General features: G+C 60.6%; 16 protein-coding genes and 1 pseudogene. 9 read left to right on the forward strand and 8 right to left on the reverse strand.

Annotated elements, in window-relative coordinates; genetic code table 11:
- Positions 1-99 precede the first annotated feature (99 nt).
- On the forward strand, positions 100-294 hold the full coding sequence (locus NW853_RS11880; protein ID WP_414349111.1) for a hypothetical protein: 195 nt from the start codon (positions 100-102) through the stop codon (positions 292-294).
- On the opposite strand, the gene NW853_RS11885 is transcribed toward NW853_RS11880, so the two are convergent.
- The 6 genes and pseudogenes from NW853_RS11885 to glmU form a co-directional block, all read right to left on the reverse strand.
- Positions 291-1,253 (reverse strand): AEC family transporter, encoded by a 963-nt coding sequence (locus NW853_RS11885; protein ID WP_414333630.1) that lies wholly within the window; start codon positions 1,251-1,253, stop codon positions 291-293. The genes NW853_RS11880 and NW853_RS11885 overlap by 4 nt on opposite strands.
- A 49-nt stretch (positions 1,254-1,302) precedes the next feature.
- Complete coding sequence (locus NW853_RS11890) at positions 1,303-2,562, reverse strand: 4-hydroxy-3-methylbut-2-enyl diphosphate reductase (protein ID WP_414333632.1); 1,260 nt, start codon at positions 2,560-2,562, stop codon at positions 1,303-1,305.
- 164 nt (positions 2,563-2,726) lie between these two features.
- Positions 2,727-3,002 carry a lipopolysaccharide assembly protein LapA domain-containing protein gene (locus NW853_RS11895; protein WP_414333634.1) on the reverse strand — a complete coding sequence of 92 codons (276 nt, stop codon included), beginning with the start codon at positions 3,000-3,002 and terminating at the stop codon, positions 2,727-2,729.
- A 22-nt stretch (positions 3,003-3,024) separates the two neighbouring features.
- Entirely contained in the window at positions 3,025-3,492 is a 468-nt protein-coding gene (locus tag NW853_RS11900) for a pentapeptide repeat-containing protein (protein ID WP_414333636.1), read from the reverse strand.
- Positions 3,493-3,617: 125 nt separating this feature from the next.
- Positions 3,618-4,151 carry a PPC domain-containing DNA-binding protein gene (locus NW853_RS11905; protein WP_414333659.1) on the reverse strand — a complete coding sequence of 178 codons (534 nt, stop codon included), beginning with the start codon at positions 4,149-4,151 and terminating at the stop codon, positions 3,618-3,620.
- Positions 4,134-5,483, reverse strand: a pseudogene (gene glmU, locus NW853_RS11910) (bifunctional UDP-N-acetylglucosamine diphosphorylase/glucosamine-1-phosphate N-acetyltransferase GlmU); the annotation flags it as partial. The pseudogene glmU and the gene NW853_RS11905, both read right to left, overlap by 18 nt.
- A gap of 126 nt (positions 5,484-5,609) precedes the next feature.
- On the opposite strand from glmU, the gene NW853_RS11915 reads away from it, so the two are divergent.
- The 5 genes from NW853_RS11915 to NW853_RS11935 all read left to right on the forward strand — a co-directional run bounded on the left by NW853_RS11915 (position 5,610) and on the right by NW853_RS11935 (position 8,179).
- On the forward strand, positions 5,610-6,038 hold the full coding sequence (locus NW853_RS11915; protein ID WP_414349112.1) for an SHOCT domain-containing protein: 429 nt from the start codon (positions 5,610-5,612) through the stop codon (positions 6,036-6,038).
- A 119-nt stretch (positions 6,039-6,157) separates the two neighbouring features.
- Positions 6,158-6,616, forward strand: a complete 459-nt coding sequence (locus tag NW853_RS11920) for an MAPEG family protein (RefSeq protein ID WP_414337694.1) — start codon at positions 6,158-6,160, stop codon at positions 6,614-6,616.
- A gap of 115 nt (positions 6,617-6,731) precedes the next feature.
- Entirely contained in the window at positions 6,732-7,001 is a 270-nt protein-coding gene (locus tag NW853_RS11925; RefSeq protein ID WP_414333639.1) for a hypothetical protein, read from the forward strand.
- A 35-nt stretch (positions 7,002-7,036) separates the two neighbouring features.
- Positions 7,037-7,717 carry an energy-coupling factor ABC transporter ATP-binding protein gene (locus NW853_RS11930; RefSeq protein ID WP_414349113.1) on the forward strand — a complete coding sequence of 227 codons (681 nt, stop codon included), beginning with the start codon at positions 7,037-7,039 and terminating at the stop codon, positions 7,715-7,717.
- A gap of 249 nt (positions 7,718-7,966) precedes the next feature.
- On the forward strand, positions 7,967-8,179 hold the full coding sequence (locus tag NW853_RS11935) for a CP12 domain-containing protein (protein ID WP_414333643.1): 213 nt from the start codon (positions 7,967-7,969) through the stop codon (positions 8,177-8,179).
- A gap of 218 nt (positions 8,180-8,397) precedes the next feature.
- On the opposite strand, the gene NW853_RS11940 is transcribed toward NW853_RS11935, so the two are convergent.
- A complete protein-coding gene (locus NW853_RS11940) occupies positions 8,398-9,189 on the reverse strand; it encodes an FTR1 family iron permease (RefSeq protein WP_414333644.1) in 792 nt (263 codons plus the stop codon).
- 49 nt (positions 9,190-9,238) lie between these two features.
- Complete coding sequence (gene msrB / locus NW853_RS11945) at positions 9,239-9,649, reverse strand: peptide-methionine (R)-S-oxide reductase MsrB (RefSeq protein WP_414333661.1); 411 nt, start codon at positions 9,647-9,649, stop codon at positions 9,239-9,241.
- 428 nt (positions 9,650-10,077) lie between these two features.
- On the opposite strand from msrB, the gene ndhN reads away from it, so the two are divergent.
- The 3 genes from ndhN to NW853_RS11960 all read left to right on the forward strand — a co-directional run bounded on the left by ndhN (position 10,078) and on the right by NW853_RS11960 (position 13,550).
- The gene (ndhN, locus tag NW853_RS11950) at positions 10,078-10,521 is read left to right on the forward strand and encodes an NAD(P)H-quinone oxidoreductase subunit N (RefSeq protein WP_414333646.1); all 444 of its coding nucleotides are present in this window, start codon (positions 10,078-10,080) and stop codon (positions 10,519-10,521) included.
- Between the two features lie 92 nt (positions 10,522-10,613).
- The gene (locus NW853_RS11955; protein WP_414349114.1) at positions 10,614-11,642 is read left to right on the forward strand and encodes an LdpA C-terminal domain-containing domain; all 1,029 of its coding nucleotides are present in this window, start codon (positions 10,614-10,616) and stop codon (positions 11,640-11,642) included.
- Between the two features lie 15 nt (positions 11,643-11,657).
- On the forward strand, positions 11,658-13,550 hold the full coding sequence (locus NW853_RS11960) for a R3H domain-containing nucleic acid-binding protein (RefSeq protein ID WP_414333649.1): 1,893 nt from the start codon (positions 11,658-11,660) through the stop codon (positions 13,548-13,550).
- Positions 13,551-13,596 lie beyond the last annotated feature (46 nt).

Here is a 13,596-nt window from a genome sequence, read left to right on the forward strand (position 1 = left end):
GGGAGAGGGGAGATTTGTATCCTAGGTAGCCAAAGCCAACCGGGATCCAAGCTATTCTGAAGGTGAATCACTCCTGTTCACCCTCTTCTCTTTCCTCTCATGACCCGTTCTACTCTCAGACCCGATGCAGCCCTGCGCGAGCAAGCCGTCTGGAAGCCGTTGCGGCAGGCCATTGTGGAAAGCTCAGGGTTTCGAGGATGGCTGCAGGGGCGGGAGCTGCCCAGCCAGGAGGCGGAGCTGGATCGTCTGGTGCATCGCTACCTGGAGCAGACCCTCTCTCACTTGGCCTACTAGAATCCCCATAACCACAGCCAAAGGGGCAAGGTGAACAGAGCCGCCAAGTAGCCCACGGCCAAGGCGGCTACGGTGAGCTCCCGATCCAGATTGTATTCTTCCGTAAGCACCAGGGTGGCGATAGCGGGGGGCATGCCCGCCTGCAGGGTCAGCACCAGCTTGGCCAAGGATGGATAAGGGGTAAAGGCGAGGCCGATCCCTACCAAAAGAGGCACGAGCAGGATTTTGATCGAGAGGGCCACTGCGGCAGGGAAAAAGGATCCCCAGCGCTTCACTTGAGCCAGCCGCATTCCCAAGATGATCAGACTCAGGGGAATCGTGCTCCAGGCAAAGGCAACCAAGCCTTGAGAGAGCCACCCCGGCAGGGGTTGGCGAGCCAGGGCCAAGCCGACAAAGAAGGCCCAAAGGGTGGGGCTGCTCAGCAGTCGGATCGCTGTTTGCCGGGGACGAGGGCGAGAGGGACTGTGGCGGCTGGCCACCCACACCCCCAGCCCATAGGCCGTAAAGAGCGTACCCAACAAATCGTAGAACAAAGCCCAGCCGAAGTAGGCGCTCCCGGCCACCGCCAGACAGATGGGGTAACCCAAATAGCCGCTATTCCCCAAGGTGGCCGCCAGATAAAAACTTCCTCGCCGTGCTCTGCTCCAAAGCCAGGGATCCCGCTCGTTCTTTCCCTGCCAGGCATGGTGTTGCCATCTTAGCCAGGCGTTGGCCAGGGCAAACCCCAGCCCGGTTGCCAGCCAGCAGACCAAAGGGGCCACCCAGATCTGGCCGGAGAGATCCGCCTTCTGGATAAATCCAATTGTGCCCAGGGGCACCCCCACCCAGAACATGAAGCGGCCCAGAACGTGGGGATCCAGCCAACGCTTCCAGCCGGTGGGCAGCCTTTTCTGGAGGACAAACCCCAGCAGCGTCCAGCCCAGCAGGGGGAGATAAACCTGAAAAAGGGTGGTGAGCACGCCAAAGTGGCTCTAGGGGGAAGAGGAAAGGGATCCCGTCATCACACAGTTAGCTAGGGATCCGCTGGGGTTCTTCACGTAGGGCAAAGATGCGCAGAATCACCGCTTCCACAACCCGGTCTGGGGTAGAGGCGCCAGACGTGATGCCGATCTGCACCGGCCCATCGGGTAACCAACCCTCGGTAACAATTGGGTCTTGGTGGAGGGGCTTGTGGCGGATGCGGTTGGGGGGTTGGATGCAGTCGGGGCCATCGATATGGAAAGAGGGCAGCCCCTTGGCCAGGGCAATTTCCTGCAGGTGGGTGGTATTGGAGGAATTGAACCCGCCGATCACCACCACCACGTCCAAGGGCCGCTCCAGCAGCTCGAACATGGCGTCCTGCCGTTCTTGGGTGGCGTTGCAGATGGTGTTGAAGCTCATGAAGTGGTTGTCCAGCTCCTGGGGGCCATATTTGCGCAGCATGGTGGTCTCAAACAGCTTGGCAATGGCGCGGGTTTCCCCTTCCAGCATCGTGGTTTGGTTGGCGATGCCAATCCGCTCCAGATCCCGATCCGGATCGAAGCCGGGAGAGGTGGCCTTGCCGAAGCGCCGCCGAAATTCTGCCGCATCTCCGCCTTGCAAAATGTAGCGGGCGACCCATTGCGCTTCTTCCAGGTTCAGCACCACCAGATATTTTTGGGCAAAGGAGCTGGTGGCCACGGTTTCTTCGTGGTTGTACTTGCCGTGGATGACAGAGGTGAATTGGGCGGCGCGGTGCTTGTCCACCTGGTTCCAGACGCGGGACACCCAGGGGCAGGTGGTATCGACGATCTCATTGCCCTGCGACCGGAAAAACGCCATCTCCGATACGCTGGCCCCAAAGGCAGGCCAGATCACCACGTCCTCGGGCCGGATCTGGGAAAAGTCCTTGTTGCCGTCGGGGCCTTTTTCCACAAAGCGGATCCCCATCTCCTGCAGGTGGCGGTTGACCAGAGGGTTGTGGATGATCTCGTTGGTGATCCAGATCTGGCGATCCGGAAAGCGGCGCCGCGCCTCGTAGGCATATTCCACCGCCCGTTCCACCCCCCAGCAGAAGCCAAACGCCTTGGCCAGATGGATGGTGATATCCCCCTGTTGATAGCGGTAAGACTGGGCGCGGATCTGCTCCACCAGAGGGCTTTTGTAGGTGGTTTGCAGCTCCCGTTGGGCCTGGTCTTTGTGCTCCTCAAACCCCTTGGCAAAGTAGGTGCTGGAGCTGCGCAGAGCCTTGCGCAGGGCGCGGGGATCTTCGGGGAAGGTGTTCGGAGAAGAAGCTTGAGAATGAGGCATGGTGGTTACTCGTGCTTGCGCCGCTGGTGCCATAAGGATCCTTTCTCAGCTTACGCCCTATCTTAAAGGCGTGCGCCAACCCGGCAGCCGGATAACCTACCCAAATCGGACAGGATCCCGGACTCAAACCCCAAAGGCCAGGGCAACTCCCGAAAGATGGCGCTCTAGGCAGGCGGCTGATCCTGCCTTTCCAGTTGCTGCAGCCGTTCCTGGAGCTGGCGGGCAGTCAGAGAAAAACTGCGCCCCGGCCAAAGAAGAGAGCCCAGCCCCGCCGTCAACAGCCCCAGGCCGATGGCCGCGGCGATGAGCAATCCCAGCGGCAGCTCCACCGAGCGCCACATTAAAAAATGGACGGTCAGGGGAGTGGGGTTTTGTCCGGCCAGGACTGCCACTCCCAAAGCCAGCAGCACCGTCAAGACCAAGTGGAACAGCAGCAACATGAGGGATCCCGTCGCAACAGTTCTATTCTGCCTTGCTGGCCGACGGAGCAGGCCAGGGCCGCACTGTGCCATCGGGCAGGATGGCGCCGCTTAGGTCGGCACCGGTCAGCACCGCTCCGCCTATTTTTGCCCCGCTCAGGTCGGATCCCTGCAGTTGCGCACGGGTTAACTTGGCTTCCCACAGGTAGGCCCCGTGCAAGTTGGCTTCCCGCAAATCGGCAAAGCTGAGATCGGCGCCAATGAGGTTGGCTTCCCAAAGGTTGGCACCGCGCAGGTTGGCCCCCATCAGGTTGGCGGAGCTGAGATCGGCTCCACGCAGATCCGCCTCCTGCAAGTTAACCCCGCTCAGCTTGCCAAAGGAAAGGTTGGCCCCTCTCAGATTCACCCCCTGCAGGGTGGCGCGTACCAGATCCACGCCCACCAGGTTGGATTCTTGAAAGTTGCGCTCGCCGGCGGCATAGTTTGCCAGCAGCTCATCTGCAGTGGTCATTCGGGGCATGGCCGGGTACCCCCAATCGCCGAGTTTATTCAGCAACCCTTGATTGCCAAACGAGGTGCTGATGACTCAATGCTAGATGTTGGCCATTATACCGTCTATCTACAGCCGCTCGCGGCTCACGGCGGGCAAGAAGGGATCCCCGCCGTTGTCTCATCTGCCCTCTGGGGAGAGGGCGGGGTTGCTTCTGCCACCTTTTGGATGTGCAGCTCCAAGTAGCCGGTGGCCGGATCCGGCTGACGGGAGAAGCGGTACTCCAGGCTGTCGGCAAGGACAATCTCGGCGGTGGTGTAGATGAGGCAGCCGGGGCGCAGGTGCCCTCCCCAAGTTCGGCCTTGGGCATCGGCAACAGCCAGATGGAGATGGACGCCGTCCGGGCACAGGGATCCGCTCAGGGACAGGATCTCCAGGCATTCCGACAAGAGGTGATCCTCTGTTTGGTCAGCCAGGCGCAGGGTGGCTTGGCTGAGGCTGCCGACGGCGCTGAGGACAAAGGCTGCCTGCAAAGGTTGTTGGCGGGCAAAGCGCTCCAGCTCCTGCTTGAGGTCTTGGCCGGGCAGCAGGCGTAGGGGGTAGATCTTGAGGGATCCCGTGGGTAGAGGCTGTTGGCGCTCAGCAGCAGCGCTCCCCGGTCGCCAGCCGGGCTTGACCACCGGGTAGGCACGGGCAATCACCAGGCAGTCGTCAGGCACAGGGTAGCGGGCAGGAATGGTGGAGCCGGCGGCAATGGTGACATCGGATCCCACCTTGAGGGGGGCCACCAGCACCGAGTTGGCGCCGGTCTTGCTGCGATCGCCGATTTCTGTGAAGTGCTTCTGCTGGCCGTCGTAGTTGGCGATGATCGTGCCGGCGCCGATGTTGACCTGGGATCCCAGCTTGGCGTCACCCAGGTAGGCCAGGTGGGCGGCGTTGGTGTGGGAGCCAATCTGGGTGTTTTTAACTTCCACAAAGTTGCCGATGCGGCAGCCGTCGCCAATCTGGCTGTGGGGACGCACATGGGCGTAGGGGCCTACCCAGACGCGATCCCCAATCTGGCTGTGGCTGACCACCGAGTAGAGAATGTGGCAATCGGAGCCGATGGTGCTGGACTCGATCCAACTGCCCGGCCCCAGGCGGGTGCGCGGCCCGATGCGGCACCTCCCGCGCAGGTGGGTTTGGGCTTCGATCACCACATCGGGGGCCAATTCCACCGTCTCTTCCAGGCTGCTGCTCTCGGGATCCACAAAGGTGACCCCGGCTTCCATCCAAGCTTCCTTGAGGCGATCCTGCAAAATCTGGTGGGCCTGGGCCAGTTGGCGGCGGTCGTTGATGCCCACAATTTCTTGCGGGTCGGCAACATCCAGGGCGATGGCTTTGCTCACCCGCTTGACGGCATCGGTTAAGTAGTACTCCTGCTGGGCGTTGTTCCGCTCCAAACTCGGCAGCACCCGGGCCAGGGCCGGCCAATGGAAACAGTAGACGCCGCTGTTGATGCGGCGATTTTGCCGTTGGGCCGGGGTGCAGTCCCGCTCTTCCACCAACTCCAGGATCCGCTGTTGAGCATCGCAAAACACCCGCCCATAGCCATAGGGATCTACCACCTGAGCCGAGAGCAAGGTCACATCCGGCTGGACTTGGCGGTGGCGTTCCACCAGCGCCTGCAGGGTTTCCACCCGCAACAGAGGCACATCCCCGTTGACCACCAGCAGATCCCCCTGAAAATCGTCCAGGACGGGTAGAAGCTGCTGCACCGCGTGTCCGGTGCCCAGTTGCTGGGCCTGCTCCACAAATTCGACCGGGTACTCCCGCAGGGTCTGTCGCACCTGCTCCTGCCCATACCCCACGATCACCAGACAGCGCTGGGGCTTCAGAGACAGCACCGTGCGCAGCAGCCGCTCGATCAAAGACAGGGATCCCAGCTTGTGCAGCACCTTGGGCAATTGCGACCGCATGCGGGTGCCCTTGCCCGCTGCCAAGATTGCCACCGCCAGCTCCCGCTCCGCCATGTTCCCCCCAGATCTGCCCCCATAAAGTATATGCGGCAGAATCCTGCTCAACTGTAGCTTGCCTCCCCCTCTGCAGAGCTGCGTAAACTTGAGCTAGCCTGGGGCCAGGCGTAGGTAGGGCAGAGTATGGCCGAGAGCGAAGGCTCCGATACCCCTCTTCAAAAACGTCAGCGCTTGGTTCGCGAGGCAGCCGGCTGGCTGGCAGTGCTGGGGGTGCTGATCCCAGGGCTGCAGCGTTTTTACATGGGCCACCGACGCTGGGGCTGGGGCTATTTGGTGCTGGGGTTGATGGTGTTCGTTCCTTCCATCCCGCTGCAGATCCTCAGCTACGGGGTACGCGCCCTTTGTTTGCTGGAAGGGCTATGGTTGCTCACCATGACCAATGAGGACTTCGATTTTCGCTTCAACCGGGATCTCATCGAGCTGGACTGGACCAGTGCGCAAGATCGGGAAGTCCGGGATCCCGAGCAGCAGTTGCAAAGTCAGTTGCAGCAAGGCTTGATCACCCGCGCTGAATATGAGGAGCGCCGCCGACAAATCCGCAGGATCTCCTAGGTCGAGCATTCCAGCTTCTGCTCAGGCCGCAAGTCCGATAGGATAATCGTCTGGGTGTTATTTTTCTCAGCAGTAGCCCCTACCCAAGTCGGGCTTTTTCCACTCTTCTGCCTGTCTGTATGTTGCCAAGTCTTCCTCTCGCAGCCGTTCCCCTCTTCTCCATCGCGGCAGCCATGCTCTTGGTCTACTTGCCCATGGGGGTGGTGGGCTATGCGCGGGCCCGCGTCGGCTACGACCTGCATGCGCCTCGGGCTATGTTCGATAGGCTACCCCCCTACGGCCAGCGGGCCACCTGGGCCCATGCCAACGGGTTTGAGACTTTTGGGATGTTTGCCTCAGCGGCGTTGATCGCCTACATCACCGGCCCTCACCCGGATCCCTGGTCTTTTGGCCTCAGCGGCGACGAAGGGGTAGCTGTGCTGTGTGGGGTGTTTCTGCTGGCACGGCTGCTCTACAACTTCTTCTACATCGCTGACATCCCCATCGGGCGATCCCTCTCCTTTTTGGCCGGATCCCTGGCCACCTTGGGCCTGTTGCTGATCAGCCTGCTGCCTTTTCTCGGCGGGAGCTTGGCCTAAGCTGGCGAGGGAAGTTCCCCCGTCATTTTTTGATCCTGCCGGTACCCTGGCTCAACCTGCAATACTGGAAAAGGATGGCGTCCCCTATCCACGGCCCACTACGCAACGGTCAGCCATGTATACTCTGGAATTGCTTCTGAAAGGGAACCCTGCCCCCATCGTTGTCCACCAAAAAGAGGAGGAAGCGGCCAACCGGGCCTACCAAAGCATAGTCAATGCTTTGCAGAACGGCTCCCCTCAGAGCTTGGAGCTGACCTGCGACCGCACCGGCAAAAAGGTGTTCCTGCTCACCGGCGAGCTGTGTGGTGTGCAAATGACCTCTAAGTCGGGTGGCGCCAGCCCCATGGGAGCCCGTCCCGGTTTTTTGGCCCAGTTGCAAGGCTGAGGACGGCTCTTTTCTCTCTACCGCCAGGGATCCCCATGTCTGAGGTGGCCATTCGGGTGGAGAGCTTGGCCTTTGCCTGGCCGGAACGTCCGCCGGTCTTGCAGGGGTGCAGTTTTGCCATTCCCAAGGGCCAGTTGTGGATGCTGTTGGGGCCCAATGGCAGCGGCAAGTCCACCCTGTTACAACTGTTGTCCGGATCCCTGACCCATCCCCAGCCTCTTTCAGGTCACCTGGAAATTTGTGGTCGGCTGGGCTATGTGTTTCAAAATCCGGATCACCAACTGTTCATGCCCACAGTGGGGGCCGATGTGGCCTTTGGCTTGGGGGCAGAGGCTCTGGCTTGGGCGGAAATTCACCGGCGGGTGGAAACAGCCTTGGAACAGGTGGGACTCAAGCACCTGATCCGCCGGCCCATCCACGGCCTCAGCGGCGGACAGAAGCAACGGGTGGCGGTGGCGGGGGCCTTGGCCCGACGCAGCGAAGTGCTGCTTTTGGACGAGCCGACCGCTCTGTTGGATCCCGAGAGCCAGGCGGAGTTGCTGCGCTGCATCCGCCGCCTGGTGGATCAAGAGGGCATCACCGCCCTCTGGGTCACCCATCGGCTGGCGGAACTGGAGTGGGCGGACGGAGTAATTTTCCTCTCCGAAGGACGGGTGCGCTATCAGGGATCCCCAGAGCAGGTGCGGCAACAAATCGGGCAACTGTTTGACGCCTAAGGGATCCCTGCGATCCCAAAGAGATCGCAAAAGGGTGGCTGCACCTCGCCGGCGCCCCTGTCTAGAATAGGTAATGTATGCACGTGTTCAATTCGATTGACACAGGGTCATTATCCTGGACTCATTCCCCACTTGGATTGGCTGGTTCCCACCAGTAGATCCTCAGCCACATCCGATCCCTGCTGACCTGCGTCAATCGGCTATCCAGCGGGCCATCGGCCCCATCTAGTCTAAAGGAGCCTTGAGACCATGGGACTGTCTGAAGTCATCGCCAAAGAACTGGAAAATGCTCGCAACGTCTGCTCTGAGTACGGCGAAGGGGATCCCCACTGCCGTGCCGCTTGGGATGCCGTTGAGGAGGTGCTGGCAGCCCGCAGCCACCAGCCCAAAACTCCCAGCAGCCTGGAGCAGCACTGCGCCGAAAACCCAGATGCCGTCGAGTGCCGGGTTTACGACACCTAGTTCCTGGGAGCCCTGCAGATATCTCGGTTGATTGCGTAGCGATCGACGGGGCTTGCTGCTGGGGATCCCTAGCCAGATTCACCAGCCTGCCGGATCCTTGCCGGTAGGCTTTGCCCTTCGCGGCTAGAAGGCCACTTTTGGCTGCCATCCATCGAAGCTAGGATCGGAACTCTCCAGAAGGTCGATGGGATCCCCACCGCCTTTGCAGGAGCGTCTTTTCACGAAGAAAGTTTTTGGGCCGAATGAGCCCGAACCCACAAGACAAAGGCTAGCGCCAGCAGCACCAGTTGGGGGAGCAGCGTCTGCCAAGTGGGATACAGGCCCAGCCAGCGCAACTTTGGGATCCCGATGAGAGGGGTGACCGGCAGCCAGTCCGCCACCTGCAAAGCGTGCAGGCCACTACCCAAAAACTTAAAGCCCAAATAGAAAACCAGCAGACTGAGGCCCCGGAAAAAAGCTCGCAGCGGCAATCTCAGCCCCACCTGCAGCAGCAGGATCGCCACCCCCACCAACATCAGGGATCCCAGTCCGATCCCCAGCCAAAATTCTTTTGCCGGCAGGGCGGGGGCCAACCCCACATAAAACAACACCGTTTCCGCCCCCTCGCGAAACACCGCCATAAACGCCAGGGAAGCCAAAGAAAAAACCTGGCCGGTGGCCAGTGCCGCCTGCGCTTGTTCTTGCACAAAGGTTTGCCAAGAAGCCACTGCAGCCCGGCGGTGCAACCAAAGGCTGACCGAAAACAACAAGCCTGCCGCCACCAGCCCAGTGATCCCCTCCAGCACCTCTTGCCGCGTGTGGGTGAGCAACTGCTGGAAAAACAGCTTCACCAGCAGACCCAGCATCACCGCTGCCAGCAAGCCTGCGGATCCTCCCAGCCACACCCAGCGCTGCTGAGCCGACTGCCCGCTCTTGCCCAAAAGCGCCAGCAGCGCCACCAACACCAGGAGAGCCTCCAGGCCCTCCCGCAGCAAAATCGAAGCGGCATCCAGGAAGGTGTAGTCGGACATCAGTTCACCCAGACAGGCGGCTCAATTCTGTCCGGAGCCAAGAGGGTTTCTAGGTGGTGGCCGGAATGAACTTGAGGGCAGCAGAGTTCATGCAGTAGCGCAAACCCGTGGGCGGGGGGCCATCCCGAAACACATGCCCCAGATGCCCACCGCAGTTAGAGCAGTGCACTTCTGTGCGGGGCACGAACAACTTCCAATCCGTCTTGGTACCGATCACATGGGGAGCAATCGGCTCCCAAAAGCTGGGCCAACCGGTGCCACTGTCGTACTTGGCTGCCGAGGAAAACAGCTCCTGCCCACAGCCGGCACAGACGTAAATGCCTGCGGCCTTGTTGTCGTAGTAGGCATTGCGGAAAGGAGGCTCCGTGCCCTCCTGGCGCAGCACATAGTACTGCTCTTCGGTGAGCAGTTGCCGCCATTCGGCATCGGTTTTGGTGACGGGATAGGTCTGTTGAGCCATTGCTCGTTGCTCTCCTACCAAGCTAAGGGATCCTGGGATGAACCCAGCCACGGTCAAAGTCAATAGCTTGCGTCGTCGCATGAGAGGTTCATCCATCCTCACCGTCTAAACAGCGGAAGGAGCCATCGCCAACCCGTTCTCTACTTGGCTGAGGGGGATCCGTCCGCTTTTGTCCGCTGGCTGTTGTTGGAGGATTGCCAGCAGATTGTCTTTATCTTAACTCTTCTTCTTTACGAACAGCCGCGTAAAGCCTCCGGTTTCCAACCGGGGGAGTGTCCAGTCCTTTTCCCCTCTTCCCGAAAGCTGAGCAGGTATCCATCTATGGGTTCTATCGGCAGCTTTTATCCTCAGCCTGAGGCGTAATCCCGTTACAATTAAGCTCGAGCAAGCTGCTTGTCCAACTCTAGACGAGTAATGGAGTTCTTCCTATGCTGCTGGTCGGCTCAGGCGCACGGTTTGTGCAGCAACTGGAGCAATCTGGGGCTCTGGCCATCTTTGTGACCCCAGAAGGGGGATCCGAAGGGCATTACCTGCGGCGGCTGCGCGGAGCCGGGTATGAGGTGGTCACGCTCTCCAGCAAAGGAATCGGAGATCTGGCGAGCTATTTGACGTGCAGTCATGGGGTACGGCCTGCCACGCTGGGCAAATCGGAGCGGCGCACCTATTTTTTCCCGGCGTTGATCGAGCAGTATCGAGCCACCTTGCCCGCGAAGGCGAAAGGATTGGTGTTTTGGTTTTACGAGGGGCATGTGCTCAGCCAACAGGAACTCTCTTACCTGGTGAAGCTGAGCCGGGAAGACAAGGGGGTCAAATTTGTCGTGGAGCTGGGCCGAGAGCGCTCCATTCGCTGGCAACCTCTGCAAAGCGCCTGAGCATCTTCTCAGGATCCTGGAAAATTCTCTGCTACCATCTCAGATAGATGGCCTGCAGCTCAGAACCATCCTGCTAGCGGCTTCTCTCACCTGTGACCTTGCCAACCGCCTCGCTGCAACAGGGTACTTGGTTTAAGCTGATCTGTGGCGCAAGTTTTCACCACTTGCCCTCGGTTCGCGAGCTGGCTTTTCTCTACACGCTGGCTGGGGCAGATTGCATTGACGTCGCTGCCGATCCCGCCATTGTGCGGGCTGCTCAACAAGGGATCCAATGGGCCCAAGCCGAAGATCCCCGGGCGCGCTCCCCTTGGGTGATGGTCAGTGTCAATGACGGGGAAGATGTGCACTTCCGTAAGGCGGTGCTGACGGCTCCGGTCTGTCCTGCCGACTGCCCCCAGCCGTGTCTGGCCGTCTGTCCTCCCCATGCTTTGACACAGGCAGCCCTTCCTGCCCAAGTCCACATTCAGGCAGAGCTGTGCTATGGCTGTGGGCGCTGTGAGCCGGTTTGCCCCCACCGGCGCATTGCCACCTGCGGCTATCAAGTTGCTTTGGCAGAGGTGTTGCCGCCTTTGCTCGAGTTGGGCATTCAGGCAGTGGAGATCCACACCTGCATCGGTCGTCAGAGGTCATTCGAGCAACTGTGGGGATCCCTGAAGCCCTGGCTACCTCACCTCCAGGCAATCTCGATTAGCTTTAACGATGGCCCGGGCCTGGAGGCCTACTTGAGGGATCTGCTGGCCCTGATGGATCCCTTGCCGGAGGTGTTGATCTGGCAGGTGGATGGCCGGCCCATGAGTGGCGATATTGGCGCTGGCACCGGCAAAGCCACCCTGAAGTTGGCCCAAAAGGTGCTGGCCATGGGTTTGCCCGGCTATGTGCAACTGGCGGGCGGAACCAATGCCCAAACGGTGTCGCTGTTGGATCCCGATTGGCCGGTGGCGGGGGTGGCCTTTGGCAGCTACGCACGACAGTTGGTAGCGGCCCATCTGGAAGGGCCGAGCCCAGCGGAGCCAGGATGCAATCCTGGATTGGCGGCGGGGATCCCGTTGGCCAAGCAGTTGGTGCAGCAAGTGAAGCGGCGATCCATTGCTTGCAAACAAACCTGTTTTTCCTGCGTTTAGTGACCTTGCTCAGCCATGAGTTTTCCCGCACAGCCCTCAACCCCAAATCCGTTGGCGGATCCGCACCGCTTACGCGAACACACTGGCTTTCCCGGCCAGGTTCAATACAGCGACGACTTGAGCAAACTTCTGGATATCCTGCCGGCTCCGATTCGCGAGCGCCTAGAGCAGCATCCCCACCTGGATCGATTGGTAGAAGTGGTGATGGATTTGGGTCGCCGCCCCGAAGCCCGCTTCCTTGGCTTTGCCGATTACCTCTCAGAAGAGGTGATCACCCGAGCCGACTTGGATCAAGTGATCAGTCGGGTTGGAGAGTTCAGCGGTGACAACCGGGCGGGCATCGCCTCTACCCTGCATCGCATCAGTGCCATTCGCAACCGCCAAGGCACGATCATCGGTCTCACCTGTCGGGTGGGTCGCTGCGTTATCGGCGTCATCAGCATGATCCGCGACTTGGTGGAGCAGGGTCGCTCCATGCTGTTGCTGGGCCGACCGGGGGTGGGTAAAACCACGGCTTTGCGGGAAATTGCCCGCGTGCTGGCGGATGAGCTGGGCAAACGAGTGGTTATTATCGACACCTCCAATGAGATCGCCGGCGATGGCGACGTGCCCCACCCGGGTATTGGCCGAGCCAGACGGATGCAGGTGGCCAGCCCAGAGCTGCAGCACAAGGTGATGATCGAGGCTGTGGAAAACCACATGCCCGAGGTGGTGGTCATCGACGAGATCGGCACCGAATTGGAAGCCTTGGCCTCTCGCACCATCGCCGAACGGGGGGTACAACTGGTGGCCACCGCCCACGGCAACCGCATCGACAACCTGATCAAAAATCCCACCCTCTCGGACTTGGTAGGCGGGATCCAATCCGTCACCTTGGGAGATGAGGAGGCACGGCGACGGGGCTCTCAAAAGAGTGTCTTGGAGCGCAAAGCCCCACCCACGTTTGAGATTGCCGTCGAAATGCTGGAGCGATCCCGCTGGGTCATCCATGAAGATGTGGCCGCCACCGTGGATCGCCTCCTGCGCAACCGCGAGCCCCTGACCCAAACGCGCAGCCTGGACGAACACGGCCAGGTGGTGATCGAGCGCCCGGCTCTAGCCGGCCCCCAATGGCCCCCTGCAGGTGCAGCACGGGAGCGAGGTGGATGGCGGCGCTCTGGACGGATGGAAGCTCTGCCCAAGGACTCCGTCCCGCTAACGCGATCAGAACCGCTCGAAGGTTGTTCGCGACAGCGAGGAGAGCCAAGCCTGCTCTTGGACAAGCGGGAGGACGCTGTCCCGCCGACGCCGGCGGGATCCCATCCTGCGGTTCAGGTCGTGGCTGAATCCGGAGCAGCCGAAGAGGAAGAAGATTTGGACTGGGAGGGATCCGCTCTGGCTCCAGCAGAGCGGCAGTGGGATCCGGATGAGCCGCTGATGATCTACCCCTACGGAGTGAGCCGCTTCCATCTGGAGCAGGTGATCCAGACTTTGAAACTGCCGGCGGAGGTCACCAAAGACCTGGATGGGGCAGATATTGTCTTGGCTTTGCGATCCCAGGTGCGCAGCCGCTCCAAGATCCAGCAACTGGCCCACTCCCGCCAGATCCCGATTCATACTGTTAAGGCCAATACTTTGATCGCCCTGGCCCGCGCCCTGCGCCACATCCTCAACATCGAAAGCGAAGACGGATCTGATTCCGACCTGGAGCTGTTCATTCGCGCCAGCTCGGGCGACGAAACGGAAGCTCTGGAAGAGGCCCGCCTGGCAGTGGAGCAGATCGTCATTCCCAAGTCTCAGCCGGTGGAACTTTTGCCCCGTTCGCCTCTGATCCGCAAGCTCCAACACCAGTTGGTGGAACATTATCACCTGCGGGCCCAAAGCTTTGGGGAAGAGCCCAACCGCCGCTTGCGCATTTATCCCAACTAGAGCAACTCGACAACTTAGCCGGCTAGCCCAAGCGCTCCGCGCCGCT

It is taken from the genome of Synechococcus sp. H55.11 (assembly GCF_047462475.1).
Lineage (GTDB): Bacteria > Cyanobacteriota > Cyanobacteriia > Thermostichales > Thermostichaceae > Thermostichus.

Bases quoted from the DNA above. Each gene is read 5' to 3' on its own strand.
- NW853_RS11925 (WP_414333639.1), top strand. From the start codon at position 6,732: ATGTATACTCTGGAATTGCTTCTGAAAGGGAACCCTGCCCCCATCGTT.
- msrB (WP_414333661.1), bottom strand. From the start codon at position 9,649: ATGGCTCAACAGACCTATCCCGTCACCAAAACCGATGCCGAATGGCGG.
- NW853_RS11900 (WP_414333636.1), bottom strand. From the start codon at position 3,492: ATGACCACTGCAGATGAGCTGCTGGCAAACTATGCCGCCGGCGAGCGC.
- NW853_RS11960 (WP_414333649.1), top strand. From the start codon at position 11,658: ATGAGTTTTCCCGCACAGCCCTCAACCCCAAATCCGTTGGCGGATCCG.
- NW853_RS11940 (WP_414333644.1), bottom strand. From the start codon at position 9,189: ATGTCCGACTACACCTTCCTGGATGCCGCTTCGATTTTGCTGCGGGAG.
- NW853_RS11895 (WP_414333634.1), bottom strand. From the start codon at position 3,002: ATGTTGCTGCTGTTCCACTTGGTCTTGACGGTGCTGCTGGCTTTGGGA.
- NW853_RS11890 (WP_414333632.1), bottom strand. From the start codon at position 2,562: ATGCCTCATTCTCAAGCTTCTTCTCCGAACACCTTCCCCGAAGATCCC.
- NW853_RS11930 (WP_414349113.1), top strand. From the start codon at position 7,037: ATGTCTGAGGTGGCCATTCGGGTGGAGAGCTTGGCCTTTGCCTGGCCG.
- NW853_RS11935 (WP_414333643.1), top strand. From the start codon at position 7,967: ATGGGACTGTCTGAAGTCATCGCCAAAGAACTGGAAAATGCTCGCAAC.
- NW853_RS11920 (WP_414337694.1), top strand. From the start codon at position 6,158: ATGTTGCCAAGTCTTCCTCTCGCAGCCGTTCCCCTCTTCTCCATCGCG.
- ndhN (WP_414333646.1), top strand. From the start codon at position 10,078: ATGCTGCTGGTCGGCTCAGGCGCACGGTTTGTGCAGCAACTGGAGCAA.
- NW853_RS11880 (WP_414349111.1), top strand. From the start codon at position 100: ATGACCCGTTCTACTCTCAGACCCGATGCAGCCCTGCGCGAGCAAGCC.
- NW853_RS11915 (WP_414349112.1), top strand. From the start codon at position 5,610: ATGGCCGAGAGCGAAGGCTCCGATACCCCTCTTCAAAAACGTCAGCGC.